This window comes from Prodigiosinella confusarubida, from assembly GCF_002847015.1.
GTDB classification, from domain to species: Bacteria; Pseudomonadota; Gammaproteobacteria; order Enterobacterales; family Enterobacteriaceae; genus Prodigiosinella; species Prodigiosinella aquatilis.
On record NZ_CP025085.1, the window covers coordinates 2216157 to 2230876 of the forward strand.

The 14720-nt window shown below is 48.2% G+C and carries 16 protein-coding genes; 13 read left to right on the forward strand and 3 right to left on the reverse strand.

From position 1 onward, the window contains the following. The first annotated feature begins 29 nt into the window (after positions 1-29). The 13 genes from CWC46_RS10295 to hisP all read left to right on the forward strand — a co-directional run bounded on the left by CWC46_RS10295 (position 30) and on the right by hisP (position 12276). Positions 30-1040 carry an aspartate-semialdehyde dehydrogenase gene (locus CWC46_RS10295; RefSeq protein ID WP_021016670.1) on the forward strand — a complete coding sequence of 337 codons (1011 nt, stop codon included), beginning with the start codon at positions 30-32 and terminating at the stop codon, positions 1038-1040. Further along, the gene (truA, locus tag CWC46_RS10300) at positions 1040-1864 is read left to right on the forward strand and encodes a tRNA pseudouridine(38-40) synthase TruA (protein WP_021016669.1); all 825 of its coding nucleotides are present in this window, start codon (positions 1040-1042) and stop codon (positions 1862-1864) included. Before CWC46_RS10295 ends, truA begins: the two co-directional genes overlap by 1 nt. 67 nt (positions 1865-1931) lie before the next feature. Then, positions 1932-2594, forward strand: coding sequence for a DedA family protein (locus tag CWC46_RS10305; RefSeq protein WP_037382169.1), 663 nt, complete (start codon positions 1932-1934; stop codon positions 2592-2594). 231 nt (positions 2595-2825) lie between these two features. Next, complete coding sequence (accD, locus tag CWC46_RS10310) at positions 2826-3737, forward strand: acetyl-CoA carboxylase, carboxyltransferase subunit beta (RefSeq protein WP_037381885.1); 912 nt, start codon at positions 2826-2828, stop codon at positions 3735-3737. Positions 3738-3821: 84 nt separating this feature from the next. Beyond that, complete coding sequence (gene folC / locus CWC46_RS10315; RefSeq protein ID WP_021016666.1) at positions 3822-5090, forward strand: bifunctional tetrahydrofolate synthase/dihydrofolate synthase; 1269 nt, start codon at positions 3822-3824, stop codon at positions 5088-5090. Continuing rightward, a complete protein-coding gene (gene dedD / locus CWC46_RS10320) occupies positions 5080-5787 on the forward strand; it encodes a cell division protein DedD (protein WP_021016665.1) in 708 nt (235 codons plus the stop codon). Before folC ends, dedD begins: the two co-directional genes overlap by 11 nt. Before the next feature lie 286 nt (positions 5788-6073). Next, positions 6074-6565, forward strand: coding sequence for a colicin V production protein (cvpA, locus tag CWC46_RS10325; protein WP_021016664.1), 492 nt, complete (start codon positions 6074-6076; stop codon positions 6563-6565). Between the two features lie 30 nt (positions 6566-6595). Beyond that, positions 6596-8113: an amidophosphoribosyltransferase gene (gene purF / locus CWC46_RS10330; RefSeq protein WP_021016663.1), complete on the forward strand. Its 1518-nt coding sequence runs from the start codon at positions 6596-6598 to the stop codon at positions 8111-8113. Positions 8114-8260: 147 nt separating this feature from the next. Continuing rightward, entirely contained in the window at positions 8261-8830 is a 570-nt protein-coding gene (locus tag CWC46_RS10335; RefSeq protein ID WP_021016662.1) for a UbiX family flavin prenyltransferase, read from the forward strand. 408 nt (positions 8831-9238) lie between these two features. Next, positions 9239-10018 (forward strand): lysine/arginine/ornithine ABC transporter substrate-binding protein, encoded by a 780-nt coding sequence (locus CWC46_RS10340; RefSeq protein WP_021016661.1) that lies wholly within the window; start codon positions 9239-9241, stop codon positions 10016-10018. 68 nt (positions 10019-10086) lie between these two features. Further along, on the forward strand, positions 10087-10776 hold the full coding sequence (locus tag CWC46_RS10345; RefSeq protein WP_037381883.1) for a histidine ABC transporter permease HisQ: 690 nt from the start codon (positions 10087-10089) through the stop codon (positions 10774-10776). After that, positions 10769-11485, forward strand: a complete 717-nt coding sequence (locus tag CWC46_RS10350) for an ABC transporter permease (RefSeq protein WP_021016659.1) — start codon at positions 10769-10771, stop codon at positions 11483-11485. The genes CWC46_RS10345 and CWC46_RS10350 overlap by 8 nt, the downstream gene beginning before the upstream one ends. Before the next feature lie 17 nt (positions 11486-11502). Continuing rightward, a complete protein-coding gene (hisP, locus tag CWC46_RS10355; protein WP_021016658.1) occupies positions 11503-12276 on the forward strand; it encodes a histidine ABC transporter ATP-binding protein HisP in 774 nt (257 codons plus the stop codon). A gap of 222 nt (positions 12277-12498) precedes the next feature. Here hisP and CWC46_RS10360 read toward each other — a convergent pair whose 3' ends face one another. The 3 genes from CWC46_RS10360 to yfcG form a co-directional block, all read right to left on the reverse strand. Further along, the gene (locus CWC46_RS10360; protein ID WP_021016657.1) at positions 12499-13404 is read right to left on the reverse strand and encodes a TIGR01777 family oxidoreductase; all 906 of its coding nucleotides are present in this window, start codon (positions 13402-13404) and stop codon (positions 12499-12501) included. Positions 13405-13554: 150 nt separating this feature from the next. After that, the gene (gene folX, locus CWC46_RS10365) at positions 13555-13926 is read right to left on the reverse strand and encodes a dihydroneopterin triphosphate 2'-epimerase (RefSeq protein ID WP_021016656.1); all 372 of its coding nucleotides are present in this window, start codon (positions 13924-13926) and stop codon (positions 13555-13557) included. 88 nt (positions 13927-14014) lie between these two features. After that, positions 14015-14641 carry a GSH-dependent disulfide bond oxidoreductase gene (gene yfcG, locus CWC46_RS10370; protein WP_021016655.1) on the reverse strand — a complete coding sequence of 209 codons (627 nt, stop codon included), beginning with the start codon at positions 14639-14641 and terminating at the stop codon, positions 14015-14017. Positions 14642-14720: the final 79 nt, after the last annotated feature.

A 14720-nucleotide genomic window follows, 5' to 3' on the forward strand; every position in this document is an offset into this window, starting at 1 on the left:
TTATAAAAAGGTTGGGGGAGAAGAACCACATGTCCAATGGCTGGAATATAGCGGTGCTTGGCGCGACGGGCGCAGTAGGCTCTGCGTTGCTGGAGTTATTGCAGGAACGTGAATTTCCAGTGGGTGAGCTGTATCCGCTGGCCAGTGAACGCAGTGCGGGGGAAGTTATACGGTTCAATGGTCGCTCCAGACCGGTCGAAAATGTCGCAGACTTTGATTGGTCACAAGCGCAACTGGCTTTCTTTGTCGCCGGACAGGAGGCCAGTTCCCTCTATGCTGACGAAGCGGGGAATGCTGGGTGCCTGGTTATTGACAGCAGTGGCCTGTTCGCGCAGGAACCGGATATTCCACTGGTGGTGCCGGGTGTTAATTCGCAGGTGCTGGCTGATTACCGTAATCGTAATATCGTGGCAGTGGCAAGCAGTCTGACCAGTCAGTTGCTGAGGGCCATTAAGCCACTGACAGAACAGGCCGGACTTTCCCGCTTGCATGTGACCAACCTGTTATCAGTGTCGGCGCATGGTAAAGCTGCCGTGGACGATCTGGCCGGGCAAAGTGCTCGCTTGCTCAATGGTATTCCGCCAGAACCGGGAATTTTCCCGAAACAACTGGCATTCAATCTATTGCCATTACTACCCGATAATGAAGGAAGTGTAAGAGAAGAACGTCAACTGGTAGATCAAGTAAGGAAGGTATTGCAGGATAATGGTTTGCCAATTTCAGTGAACTGTATTCAGTCACCGGTGTTCTATGGTCATGCTCAGGTCGTTCATCTTGAGGCATTACGTCCATTATCGGCAGAAGAGGCCCGTGATGAACTGAATCAGGCTGACGATATTGTGCTTAGTGAGGATCAGGATTACCCCACTCAGGTGGAAGATGCTTCTGGCAATATTCATCTCAGTATTGGTTGTCTGCGTAATGATTATGGCGTAGCAGAACTACTGCAATTCTGGTCGGTGGCGGATAATATCCGCTTTGGTGGTGCGCTGATGGCGATAGAAACTGCTGAACGTCTGGTTGAGGAGTATCTGGGGTAATGACCGAGTTGCAGGTTGATGAAGGTGCGGTATCACTGAAGATTGCCCTGGGAATCGAGTATGACGGCAGCCGCTATTGTGGCTGGCAGCGTCAGGCAGACGTAGAAAGTGTACAAGGTTATCTTGAACGAGCGTTATCACAAGTCGCCAACGAACCGATTACTGTTTTCTGTGCTGGTCGGACGGATGCCGGCGTTCATGCGACGGGACAAGTTGTCCATTTTACAACGCATGCAGTGCGTAAAGATGCCGCCTGGACCATGGGCGTCAATGCGAATTTACCGCCTGATATCGCGGTTCGTTGGGTTAAAACCGTGGACGATGATTTTCATGCCCGTTTTAGTGCTACCGCCCGCCGTTACCGTTATGTCATCTATAATCACCGCTATCGGCCGGCTATCTTGTCTCGCGGTATCACACATTTTTACCTGCCACTGGATGCGGAACGTATGGAACGAGCGGGGCAGTGTCTGTTAGGGGAACATGATTTTACCTCGTTTCGCGCGATGCAATGTCAGTCCCGTACGCCGTGGCGGAATGTCAAGCATCTAAAGGTCACGCGTTATGGTGACTATATTGTGGTAGATATCAAAGCCAATGCCTTTGTGCATCATATGGTGCGCAATATTGTCGGCAGCCTGATGGAAGTGGGATGCGAAAACCAGCCGGAAGGCTGGATTGCCGATCTGCTGGCGGCCAAAGATCGTTCGTTGGCAGCTGCTACCGCCAAAGCGGAGGGACTTTATTTGGTGATGGTTGATTACCCGGCGAGTTTTGGTCTTCCCAAACTGGCCATGGGGCCATTATTTCTGGCTGATGACTGATTCTGGTTTATTCGGGAACGGAGTGCGCTGTTGCGCGGAGAAATAGCATGATGAGATATCCAATATGATGGAATTTGTACGGTTTGTTATCGATTTTATCTTGCACATTGATGTCCATTTGGCGGAATTGGTAACGCAGTATGGCGTTTGGGTCTATGCCATTTTGTTCATTATTTTATTCTGTGAGACCGGGCTGGTTGTTATTCCCTTTCTGCCGGGGGACTCCTTGCTCTTTGTCGCTGGTGCGCTGGCGGCGTTGCCATCAAATGCACTGGATATTCATCTGATTGTTGTTTTACTGGTGATCGCAGCTATTTTGGGGGATGCGGTGAATTATGCCATCGGATGGTTGTTTGGTGAGAAACTGTTCCGCAATCCTGATTCAAAGATTTTCCGTCGCCGCTATCTGGACAAAACGCATCAGTTTTATGTTCGTCATGGCGGGAAAACAATTATTCTGGCGCGCTTTGTACCGATTGTGAGAACATTTGCGCCGTTTGTGGCGGGAATGGGACGCATGAGTTACCGGTACTTTGCCGCTTACAACGTGGTAGGCGCATTACTGTGGGTATTACTATTTTCCTATACGGGCTATCTGTTCGGTGATTTACCCTTCGTGCAGAAAAATCTGAAACTGCTGATTGTGGCAATCATCTTCATCTCTATTCTGCCCGGTATGATTGAGTTCTGGCGTCATAAAAGAGCTACGATACACAGTAGTAGGAAATAAGTGGAAAATTATTTTAACGCCCGGTTTGACCAGTTTTTTATCCACAGATCGGCGTCGTTATGCTTTAATGAGCGGCATTTATGGCTATGTTTATGTGGACAGCTATGAGTGCTAATGCCTACTCCTGTTCTTTCAGGTGTTCAGGCATCGCTTTTTCGGCTGCGTTACCATGGAATGGTAGCGCATAAGCAGCGTACTGGCGTACGCCAGGTTCAAGCAGAAAGGTTATCAATGAGCTGGATTGAACGAATTCTTAACAAAAGTAATATCACACCAACCCGCAAGGCGAACATCCCCGAAGGGGTTTGGACTAAATGTGATAGTTGCGGGCAGGTACTTTACCGCGCTGAACTGGAACGTAATCTGGGCGTGTGTCCTAAATGTGACCACCACATGCGTCTGTCCGCCCGTGCCCGTCTCAGCGCCTTCCTTGATAAAGAAGGTGCGATTGAGTTAGGTAGCGAACTGGAACCCAGAGATGTACTGAAGTTTAGAGACTCCAAAAAGTACAAGGATCGTCTGGTTGCTGCACAGAAGCAATCCGATGAAAAAGACGCCATGGTGGTCATGAAGGGGACGCTTTATGATATGCCAGTGGTAGTGGCATCCTTTGAGTTTTCGTTTATGGGCGGTTCCATGGCTTCGGTCGTCGGTGCACGGTTTGTGCGGGCTGTTGAGCAATCGCTGGAAGATAACTGTCCGCTAGTGTGTTTCTCCGCCAGTGGTGGTGCCCGTATGCAGGAAGCGCTGATGTCGCTGATGCAAATGGCGAAAACCAGCGCCGCGTTAGCCAAAATGCGTGAACGTGGACTGCCGTATATTTCAGTCCTGACTGATCCCACCATGGGTGGGGTGTCAGCTAGTCTGGCGATGCTCGGCGATCTGAATATTGCTGAGCCGAAAGCATTGATTGGTTTTGCCGGACCACGTGTTATTGAGCAGACGGTACGTGAAAAGTTGCCACCAGGCTTTCAGCGCAGTGAATTTCTGTTGGAAAAAGGCGCGATTGATATGATCATTCGCCGTCCCGAGATGCGCTATAAACTGGCGACTCTCCTGGCCAAGCTGACTAACCATCCCGAGCCGGAGGACATTGCTGAACATCAGCAAGTTGCCACTACCGAATCTCAGGATGAAGCCTGATTAAAATGATGAACAGGATTCGCGAGCACTACTGTGTTTCTCCGTGTTCTGTGTCAATGAACCGTAAGTCAGTGAACGGGACTCATGGATAATCTTCAAATACCACAAGCCACGTCGCCTTTGGCCACGTGGCTTCATTATCTTGAGCATCTGCATGCCCAGCCCATTGAACTGGGACTGGAGCGTGTCAAACAGGTTGCCGAAAATCTCCAACTCTTACAGCCTGCCAGCGTCGTATTTACGGTCGCTGGAACCAATGGTAAAGGGACAACCTGCTGTACGTTGGAATCAATCCTGCTGGCCGCCGGGAAGCGGGTAGGGGTTTATAGTTCTCCTCATTTGTTGCGTTATACCGAGCGGGTCCGCATTCAAGGCAAAGAACTACCTGAAGCGGCGCACTGCCAGGCTTTTGCGGATATCAACACTGGCCGGGATCGTGTTTCTTTAACTTATTTTGAATTTGGTACGCTGGCGGCATTGCAACTCTTCAAACAGGCGCAACTGGATGTGGTCATCCTTGAAGTTGGTCTGGGAGGGCGCTTGGACGCAACCAATATTGTTGATGCTGATGTGTCCGTAGTGACCAGTATTGCACTTGATCACACCGATTGGTTGGGAAATGACCGGGAAAGTATCGGCCGGGAGAAAGCCGGTATCTTCCGTCGTGGTAAACCCGCCGTGGTAGGTGAGCCGGATATGCCGGCATCGATCGCTGTTGTTGCGGAAGAAAAAGGGGCCGTACTGTATCGTCGTGGTAACGAATGGCGTTTTGTCTCTCAACCAGCCAGTTGGTGTTGGGAAAACACGTCGCATCAGTTAACCGGACTGCCGCTACCGCATGTGCCGCTGCCAAATGCCGCTACTGCACTGGCCGCGCTGTATTATTCTCCGTTAGACGTAGATGAATCTGCAATTCGACATGGCCTGCAGCAGGCAACTTTGCCGGGACGTTTTCAGATTGTGAACGAAAAACCACTGCTGATTCTGGATGTGGCGCATAATCCTCATGCGGCCGCTTATTTGGCCAGCCGTCTGTCTGCATTACCGCGAAGAGGTAAGATCCGCGCAGTAATGGGGATGCTGGCAGATAAGGATATTCCTGGCACGTTGGCGCATTTGACGCCGCTGGTGGATGAGTGGTATTGCGCTCCGCTGGAGGGCCCGCGAGGTGCCAGTGCCGATGAACTGGCCCGGTATCTTGATGCTTGCCGGCAATATCCGGATGTAGTGTCTGCTTGGCGACAGGCTATGCAAGAGGCGCTCGAACAGGATATCGTTATCGTTTGTGGTTCTTTCCATACAGTAGCGCATGTTATGGAAGCGCTTGACGGGAGCAGAATGCATGGCGAGTAAATTCCAGAATCGCCTGGTGGGAACCATTATCCTGGTCGCATTGGGTGTCATTGTCCTGCCTGGACTGCTGGACGGTAAGAAAAAACATTACGAAGATGAGTTCGCGGCTATTCCGCTGGTGCCCAAACCGGGTGATGCCGTGGAGGCAGAGTCTATGCCGTCAATTAATCAGTTATTGCCGACTCAGCCGCCGGAAGGTGCCGAAGCTGCGATGCAGGATAAGAATGACGGTTCGACCATGGCGGCACCGACAGCGAAAGAAGACGATGGATCTACGAAGCGTGTTTCACACTCGGAAACGCAGTCTGTGCCGGTAGCTGTAGCGCCGCCCGTTGTTGTTAAACCTGAACCCAAGTCAGAGATAAAACCAAAATCGGAAACCAAATCGAAAGAGGTGTTAAAACGGGCCGAAGGGAAACCGGAGACATCAACGCAAGAGCAGACGGCGCCAGCAGGTCAGGCATTTGTCGTTCAACTGGGTGCTCTGAAAAATTCAGACAAAGTGAATGAGATTATCGCTAAATTGCGTCTTTCCGGTTATCGGGCCTATACCACGCCTTCTGTACCGGTAGCCGGACAGATTACGAGAATCTATGTAGGTCCGGATGTATCAAAAGAGAAACTGCAATCATCATTGCATGAACTGAAACAACTCAGTGGATTGAATGGTCAGATAAAAACGTACAGCGCACGTTAGAGTGGCAACGGAAGGAGGAAAATGACCTTACCTTTTGCCGGTTTTATTTTACTGTATTGAATCAAATGATCGGTGTTGCTGTTGCAGGCGTACCCGGGTATTACAGCGGGTAATAAAATTTTCGTGCGGGTATCTCTATGGAGATTCGACGATTTTTTTATTTATGCATTTATTGAATTAATGACAGGGAAATCCGCTACGCAAACGTTTTCTTTTTCTGTTAGAATGCGCCGCGAACAGGATGAGCGGTGCTGTCGATAGTTATTGTTCATTATTAGGATAGTTCATGGTTTGGGTTGATTACGTCATTATCGGTATTATCGGATTTTCGGCTCTGGTCAGTCTTGTCCGCGGGTTTATACGTGAAGCGTTGTCGTTGGTTACCTGGGGATGCGCGTTTTTCATTGCAAGCCATTATTATGCGTACCTTGCGGTGTATTTCACGCGGTTTAATGATGAATTGGTGCGTAACGGCATTGCCATTGCCATTCTGTTTATTGCGACGTTGATTGTGGGTGCTATTGTCAACTATGTGATCGGTTCGCTGGTTGAACGTACCGGGCTGTCAGGCACTGATCGTGTTCTGGGGATCTGTTTTGGTGCCCTGCGTGGTGTGTTGATCGTCTCTGCTCTGCTGTTCTTTTTGGATACCTTCACTGGTTTTTCACAGAGTGCCGACTGGAAGCAGTCTCAGTTAATTCCGCAGTTCAGTTATATAATCAGGTGGTTTTTTGACTATCTGCAAAGCACGTCGAGTTTCTTGCCGCGGCACATTTAGCCACGGTAGCGCTGATGAGGAAAAGACAACATGTGCGGTATTGTCGGTATCGCCGGTTTTACACCGGTCAACCAGTCGATTTATGACGCATTAACGGTGTTACAGCATCGTGGACAGGATGCCGCAGGCATCGTCACCATTGATGCCTTTAATTGTTTTCGCCTGCGTAAGGCCAACGGCCTGGTAAAAGATGTGTTTGAAGCACGGCACATGCAGCGATTACAGGGTAACATGGGGCTGGGTCATGTGCGTTATCCAACAGCCGGCAGCTCCAGTGCTTCTGAAGCCCAGCCTTTTTATGTCAATTCCCCTTTTGGTATCACACTGGCACACAACGGTAATCTGACCAATGCTCACGAACTGCGTAAACAGTTGTTCGAGCAAGGTCGCCGGCATGTGAATACCACCTCTGATTCTGAAATCCTGCTCAATATCTTTGCTAAAGAGCTGGACCGTTTTCAGCATTATCCGCTGGAGGCTGATAATATTTTTGCCGCTGTTGCCTCAATGCAGCAGCAAATTCGCGGCGCCTACGCTTGTGTCAGCATGATTATTGGCCACGGTATGGTCGCATTCCGCGATCCGAACGGTATCCGCCCTCTGGTGATTGGTAAGCGCACACTGGAAGACGGACATAACGAATATATGGTTGCATCCGAGAGCGTGGCGTTAGATACGCTGGGCTTTGAATTTTTACGTGATGTTGCACCAGGCGAAGCGATTTACATTACGGAAAAAGGGCAACTGTTTACCCGGCAGTGCGCGGAGAATCCGAAGAGCAACCCTTGCCTGTTTGAATATGTCTATTTCGCACGTCCCGATTCGTTTATTGACAAGATTTCGGTTTATAGCGCCCGTGTACGCATGGGGCAGAAATTGGGTGAAAAGATTGCCCGTAATTGGGAAGACCTGGATATTGATGTGGTTATTCCGATTCCGGAAACGTCTTGCGATATCGCACTGGAAATCGCTCGCATTATCAACAGACCTTATCGTCAGGGGTTTGTGAAAAACCGTTATGTTGGTCGCACGTTTATCATGCCTGGGCAGCAGACGCGCATAAAATCGGTGCGGCGTAAACTGAATGCCAACCGGGCTGAATTCCGTGATAAAAATGTACTGCTGGTGGATGACTCTATCGTGCGTGGTACTACGTCGCAACAGATAGTGGAAATGGCGCGTGAAGCGGGTGCTAAACGAGTTTATCTGGCCTCGGCGGCACCGGAAATCCGTTTCCCGAACGTCTACGGTATCGATATGCCCAGCGCGAATGAGCTGATTGCGCACGGCCGCGAAGTAGAAGAGATTCGGCAGATTATTGGTGCCGATGCTCTTATTTTCCAGGATCTTAACGACTTGATCGACGCGGTACGTGAAGATAATCCTGACATTGTCCAGTTTGAGTGTTCCGTATTTAATGGCATTTATGTGACCAAAGATGTGGATCAAGGTTATCTGGATTATCTGGAAGTGCTGCGCAACGATGATGCTCAGGCATTGCGTAGTCAGAGCGAAGTGGAAGACCTGGAAATGCATAACGAAGGGTAAAACCAGGGAGTTGTGACACATCAAAAGGGGAGACGCTGATGCGGACTCCCCTTTATCATTGTTATTCTTGCCAATCACTGGCTGATGCGGCAAAGTCAGCGCAGATCATTTTACCGTATCCAGATATGGTATGTCAGAGGTCATCTTATGAAACGACTCATCATCGGTATTTCCGGTGCCAGTGGGGTAATTTACGGTATACGTTTATTGCAGGTTTTGCAGTCGGTGGAGGGGATAGAAACCCATTTGATCATGAGTCAGGCGGCACGACAAACGCTGTCGCTGGAAACCGATTTGAATGTGAAGGACGTACAAGCGCTGGCAGATGTGGTGCATGATTCACGTGATATCGCCGCCAGCATTTCTTCTGGATCATTTAAGACTGCGGGCATGGTTATTTTACCTTGCTCGATCAAAACCCTTTCCGGAATTGCCCACAGTTATACGGATAGTTTGCTCACCCGTGCGGCGGATGTAATGCTGAAAGAGCGGCGTTCACTGGTGTTGTGTGTGCGGGAAACGCCATTGCATTTAGGTCATTTACGCCTGCTGAATGCCGTTGCAGAGTTGGGGGCTATCATCATGCCACCTGTCCCAGCGTTTTATCATCGCCCACAAACTGTGCAAGATATCATCGATCAAACAGTCAACCGGGTTCTTGACCAGTTTGATATTAGGTTGTCACAAGATCTGTTTACTCGCTGGCAAGGTACGTAATCATTTATTTTATAGTGAAATTTATCTCCGGAAGCGCCTTTTCATGATTAACGGCTGAACATCGCGCATGTAACTATTTTGCCCTAGTTTACTACAGTGCACTATTATGATGCAGTAATGTGATCTAATTTGGTGCAATGTGATCTCTATTCATGCTTTTTTATCCGAAAATATGGCGAATGAAACGTAGGTGGAGAGCTGCCTAATTAATTGATTACATTGATTGATTAGTACAGTAGTGGCCATATTATTTCCCTTTGTTACTGGTATTTATTATGGCACGAAAAGTGCATTGCCATGCTGTAGCAAACACACACATAGTAAATACAATGGCATTATCGACTAAAAAAGCGTTTTGATTCAATGAATAGCTTCGGCGTTCAACCATTTATTGATAAGGGTAACTTTATGAAAAATCTGTTTAAACTTTTGCCTTTAGCGTTGGTATTCGCAACGAGCAGTGTCCTTGCGGAAATACCAAAAGATATAAAAATCGGTACTGATCCAACGTATGCACCGTTTGAATCTAAAAACGCTAGCGGTGAACTGGTAGGATTTGACATCGATCTGGCGAAAGAGATGTGTAAGCGTATGGCGGTTAAATGTACCTTTGTCGAAAGTGACTTTGATGCGTTGATTCCGTCGCTGAAAGCGAAAAAAATTGATGCCATTATTTCCTCTCTGTCTATCACTGAAAAACGTCAGAAAGAGATCGCCTTTACCGATAAACTGTATGCCGCCAATGCTCGTCTGATTGCTAAAAAAGGCGCCAATATTCAGCCGACGGTGGAATCATTGCGTGGAAAACGGGTCGGTGTATTGCAAGCGTCAACCCAGGAAGCTTACGCCAATGCCAACTGGCAGCCGAAAGGGGTTAATGTTGTGGCTTACCAGAATCAGGACCTGATTTACTCTGACCTGATTGACGGTCGTATTGATGCCGCCTTCCAAGATGAAGTGGCGGGGAGCGAGGGTTTCCTCAAGCAGGATATGGGTAAAGACTATGCTTTTGCCGGTCCGGCAGTGAAAGATAACAAATTTTTTGGCGTGGGCACCGGTATGGGGCTGCGTAAAAATGAAACCGAGCTGAAAGCCGCGCTGAATAAAGCTTTTGAATCTATGCGTAAAGACGGTACTTACAGCAAATTGGCGAAAAAATATTTCGACTTTGACGTATACGGCGGTTAACCCTTCCGTGATTAACTTCTGCCTGCTCTGGCAGGCAGAAGATGGTTTTTACTGAACGGATATACGTGATGTTGTATGGTTATTCCGAATTAATACTGGAAGGCGCGTACATGACGCTGCAACTGGCGATATGCTCGTTGTTACTGGCGTTGGCGATTGGTTTAATCGGTGCGGGTGCCAAGTTATCTTCTAATCGGCTATTGTCGATCTGCTTTTCTGGCTATACCACCTTGATTCGCGGCATCCCTGATCTGGTGCTGATGTTGCTCATTTTTTATGGACTGCAAATAATACTGAACAATCTGACTGACGCGGTTGGTCTTTCACAGATCGATATCGATCCGTTATCAGCGGGGATTATCACGTTAGGGTTCATTTATGGCGCTTATTTTACCGAAACATTTCGTGGAGCGTATCTGGCGGTGCCACGCGGACAAATCGAGGCCGCAGTCGCTTTTGGTTTCTCTCCGTCACAGGTGTTCAGGCGCATCATGTTTCCCTCGATGATGCGTTTTGCTTTGCCGGGTATTGGCAATAACTGGCAGGTTATTTTGAAAGCAACTGCTCTGGTTTCTCTACTGGGGTTGAGCGATGTGATTAAGGCGACTCAGTTAGCGGGTAAGAGTGCTCATCAACCTTTCTTTTTCGCCATTGTCGCGGGTGTGATGTATCTGATTTTTACTACCTTGTCTAACGGGGTGCTGTGGTGGCTGGAACGCCGTTATTCTGCAGGAGTCAGGAAAGTTAATTATGAGTGAGATCCTGCAACAATACTGGCGGCCTTTGTTATGGAGTGATGGCTATCACTTTACTGGTCTTGCCATGACACTTTGGCTGCTGATTATTTCGGTCGTGATTGGTGGCTTGATGGCGATTCCACTGGCCGTTGCCCGGGTTTCTCCCCGTCGTCGCTTTTCCCTGCCGGTGTGGTTATTTACCTATATTTTCCGGGGAACACCGCTCTACGTACAATTATTGATTTTTTATTCCGGTGTCTACAGTCTGGAGATAATCCGTGGCACGGATTTACTGAATGCTTTTTTTCGTAGTGGCCTGAATTGCGCCATCCTTTCACTGTCGCTTAATACGTGCGCCTATACTACCGAAATTTTTGCTGGTGCGATCCGTTCTGTTCCTCATGGTGAAGTTGAGGCAGCCAGAGCCTATGGATTTTCCCGTTTCAGGCAGTATAGTTGCATTATTTTGCCAAGCGCGCTGCGTATTGCACTTCCTGCCTATAGCAATGAAGTGATCTTGATGCTGCATTCTACTGCGCTGGCATTTACCGTTACTGTGCCGGATATCCTCAAGGTTGCACGCGATATTAACGCGGCGACTTATAAGCCGTTTTATGCTTTTGGCATTGCCGCCGTCATGTATCTGTCGATTTCATTTGTGCTGATCTCCTTGTTCAGAAAGGCAGAGCAACGCTGGTTACGGCACCTCCATACCCGTTCATCTCATTAGATATGCAGGAATATAGCATGCAGAATAATAAGCTGATGGTGACGGAATTACGTAAACGTTATGGTCAACATGAAGTGCTTAAAGGTATTTCATTGCAGGCTAAAGCGGGGGACGTTATTTCAATTATCGGATCGTCGGGATCAGGTAAAAGCACCTTGCTACGTTGTATTAATTTTTTGGAAAAGCCGTATGAAGGTTCTATCCATGTGGGCGGTCAGGAAATTCACATGGTGCGGGACAAAGATGGTCAATTGAAAGTGTTTGATAAAAAACAGCTTCAATTGTTGCGTACCCGACTGACGATGGTGTTCCAGCACTTTAATCTGTGGAGCTTTATGACAGCTCGGGAGAACGTTATTGAAGCGCCGGTACAGGTGTTAGGGCTGAGTAAAGCTGAAGCCCGTGAGCGGGCGATATTTTATCTTGATAAGGTCGGTATCACTGGTGTGGCACAGGACAAATATCCGGCTGATCTCTCCGGTGGTCAACAGCAACGTGTATCAATTGCCCGTGCGTTAGCAATGGAACCGGAAGTCTTGCTCTTTGATGAGCCGACTTCCGCGCTGGATCCTGAACTGGTAGGTGAAGTTCTGCGTATCATGCAACAACTGGCCGAGGAGGGAAAAACCATGGTGGTAGTTACCCATGAAATGGAATTTGCACGCCATGTTTCCAGCCACGTTATTTTCCTGCATCAGGGGGTTATTGAAGAACAAGGGCCACCAGAGCAGGTCTTTGGTAACCCGCAGAGTCCGCGTTTACAGCAGTTTCTATCTGGTGCACTGAAATAGCCTGAATATCCATTCAGGCTCAGACGGCTGACCGCGCTTTTCTTCCTCTATAAATATACTCCCGAGAAATCGGGAATATATTTATAATCAATGCATTAAATTACAAATAGCTCACGCGATTTTGTGGGCATGACAAGATTAAGATGTTTTTGTCATCAACCATAACCTAAACATTTGTTCAGGCCGGTATAGTGTTAAGTATCATGTCGGGTTGGGCCGGTTTCAGCCCGCGTTTTTAATCAGATCATTCAACGCTTCTTCCAATTCAAAGAACCGGAAACCGAATCCTGCTTGTTCCAGCCGATAGGGAATAGCGCGTTGTCCACCTAGCGCCAACGTTGCCGCTTCTCCCATTATGAGCTTCAACGCCCAACCAGGCATGCGCAAAAAGCCTGGGCGATCCAGCACATTGGCCAGCATGGCGGAGAATTTCTCATTACGGACTGGATAGGGGGAAACCATGTTGAATGGGCCACTCAGGATTGGATTATCCAGCAGGTAAAGAATACCATTGACCATATCGTCGATATGTATCCATGGCAGATACTGTTTGCCAGTGCCTATTGGCCCCCCCAAACCCAGACGAAATAACGGCAGCATCTTGGCCAGCGCCCCCCCTTTGGTGGAAAGCACTACGCCAGTACGTAGCAGACATACTCGCGTTTTATCGCTTTCAGCAGCTTGTGCCAGTGTTTCCCAATGAGAGCATAGTCGATAGGTAAATTCATCATGAGGCGTCTCGTCTTCTGTTACCAGCGCTTGTCCTTGGTCGCCGTAATATCCGACTGCGGAACCTGAAATAAATACTGCTGGTGGTGTATCGCTGTTTTTGATCAGTTGCGCCAGTTGCTCGGTTATTTCCCAACGGCTGTGACATAACCGATCTTTCTGGATAGTTGTCCAGCGTTTATCCGCAATAGGCTCACCTGCCAGATTGATAACGCCGTTAAAACCATCAAGGGACGTTTGATTCCGCAACGTAGGCCAGTAATCCACTTGATTACCCAACAGCCGACGGGCTTGTTCAGGATTGCGAGTCAATACGGTAATGCTGTGGGAAAGTGACAGTAATCGCTGAATCAAATGACGACCGATAAGGCCGGTGCCACCGGTGATTAATAGCTGCATATATGGCCTCGCTTAGTGCTTATCCCAATAGACTACGGTTGCCATGCTTGTGGTAGATAGTACTTACTGCGGTTCCTGGATACTGAGTGTATGCATCGATTCTAAAATACACATCTGAATCATCTTCCGCGTGGCATACCAGAGAGCCAGCTATATCTTGTGATAGCTCATGGTCATAGAGACGGAATCGGCATAACGCAGAGCAAACAGTTTATCGACCTCGACTTCTGCATAAGTCACCCATTCGTGCTCGCAGATAATATTAAGTATATCCTGCGTTAGTTTCTCCAGCAGTGAGAAACGGTTTCCCTCTACATGATGAATCACTTTTTTTGTGATGGTGCGATAATTCAAGGCATCGGTGATATTTTCGCTGTTTCGCGCCTTATCCGCCGGGTAATGGATCACAATGTTGATGACAATGTCCTGTTTATTATTGATTTCCTCTTCCTTGATACCAATAAAAGTGCGTAATCGCAGATTTTTTATACGAATAACAGCATTAGCGTAATGTTGCAGCATAGCGGCTCCGATAGTATTACTGGCATGACCTTTTATTTACCATACCAGAATTTATCGTGGGTCAATGTACTGGAATAGTGGGAATTAATTACTGTTCTGCGAGCTTATAAGCACGTTGAGTGGCAGAGCGATCCCGGATGCGTTCGAACCAGTCTTTTATTGCCTGAAATTCTGACAAGGCAATATTCTGCCGTTCATGAGAAACGACCCAGGGATAGGTTGCCATATCAGCAATACTGTAGTTTTCACCGGCCAGCCATGGCGTCTCCCGTAATTGTTTATTCAGTACGGTATAGAGACGATATGTTTCCTTTTGATAGCGCTCAATCGCATAAGGCACAGGCTGCGGCGCATAGTGATTGAAATGATGATTTTGTCCCAGCATCGGCCCGAATCCGGCGACCTGCCAGAATAGCCATTGTAGGGTAGCAGTACGTTCCCGCAAGTTTGTGCTCAGGAACTTGCCCGTTTTCTCTGCCAGATAAAGCAAAATGGCACCCGACTCAAACAGGTTTATGGGCTGTCCGTGATCTACGGGATCCAGATCAACGATCGCTGGAATTTTGTTATTGGGTGCGATGGCCAGAAAATCCGGTTTGAATTGATCGCCGGCGCTGATATCGATGGGATAAAGCTGGTAGGGAATCTGAGCTTCCTCCAGAAACAGTGTGACTTTATGGCCGTTTGGGGTAGGAGCGTAATACAGGTTAATCATGAACGGTACCTCCGTGTCATTTGATTCATCAAGACATAAGCATGACTGTAGTACAGAATCGTGTTTCATAGAAAACCGA

Bases quoted from the DNA above. Each gene is read 5' to 3' on its own strand.
- CWC46_RS10340 (WP_021016661.1), top strand. From the start codon at position 9,239: ATGAAAAATCTGTTTAAACTTTTGCCTTTAGCGTTGGTATTCGCAACG.
- hisP (WP_021016658.1), top strand. From the start codon at position 11,503: ATGCAGAATAATAAGCTGATGGTGACGGAATTACGTAAACGTTATGGT.
- CWC46_RS10305 (WP_037382169.1), top strand. From the start codon at position 1,932: ATGGAATTTGTACGGTTTGTTATCGATTTTATCTTGCACATTGATGTC.
- CWC46_RS10295 (WP_021016670.1), top strand. From the start codon at position 30: ATGTCCAATGGCTGGAATATAGCGGTGCTTGGCGCGACGGGCGCAGTA.
- CWC46_RS10350 (WP_021016659.1), top strand. From the start codon at position 10,769: ATGAGTGAGATCCTGCAACAATACTGGCGGCCTTTGTTATGGAGTGAT.
- accD (WP_037381885.1), top strand. From the start codon at position 2,826: ATGAGCTGGATTGAACGAATTCTTAACAAAAGTAATATCACACCAACC.
- purF (WP_021016663.1), top strand. From the start codon at position 6,596: ATGTGCGGTATTGTCGGTATCGCCGGTTTTACACCGGTCAACCAGTCG.
- folC (WP_021016666.1), top strand. From the start codon at position 3,822: ATGGATAATCTTCAAATACCACAAGCCACGTCGCCTTTGGCCACGTGG.
- cvpA (WP_021016664.1), top strand. From the start codon at position 6,074: ATGGTTTGGGTTGATTACGTCATTATCGGTATTATCGGATTTTCGGCT.
- CWC46_RS10360 (WP_021016657.1), bottom strand. From the start codon at position 13,404: ATGCAGCTATTAATCACCGGTGGCACCGGCCTTATCGGTCGTCATTTG.
- CWC46_RS10335 (WP_021016662.1), top strand. From the start codon at position 8,261: ATGAAACGACTCATCATCGGTATTTCCGGTGCCAGTGGGGTAATTTAC.
- CWC46_RS10345 (WP_037381883.1), top strand. From the start codon at position 10,087: ATGTTGTATGGTTATTCCGAATTAATACTGGAAGGCGCGTACATGACG.
- truA (WP_021016669.1), top strand. From the start codon at position 1,040: ATGACCGAGTTGCAGGTTGATGAAGGTGCGGTATCACTGAAGATTGCC.
- folX (WP_021016656.1), bottom strand. From the start codon at position 13,926: ATGCTGCAACATTACGCTAATGCTGTTATTCGTATAAAAAATCTGCGA.
- dedD (WP_021016665.1), top strand. From the start codon at position 5,080: ATGGCGAGTAAATTCCAGAATCGCCTGGTGGGAACCATTATCCTGGTC.
- yfcG (WP_021016655.1), bottom strand. From the start codon at position 14,641: ATGATTAACCTGTATTACGCTCCTACCCCAAACGGCCATAAAGTCACA.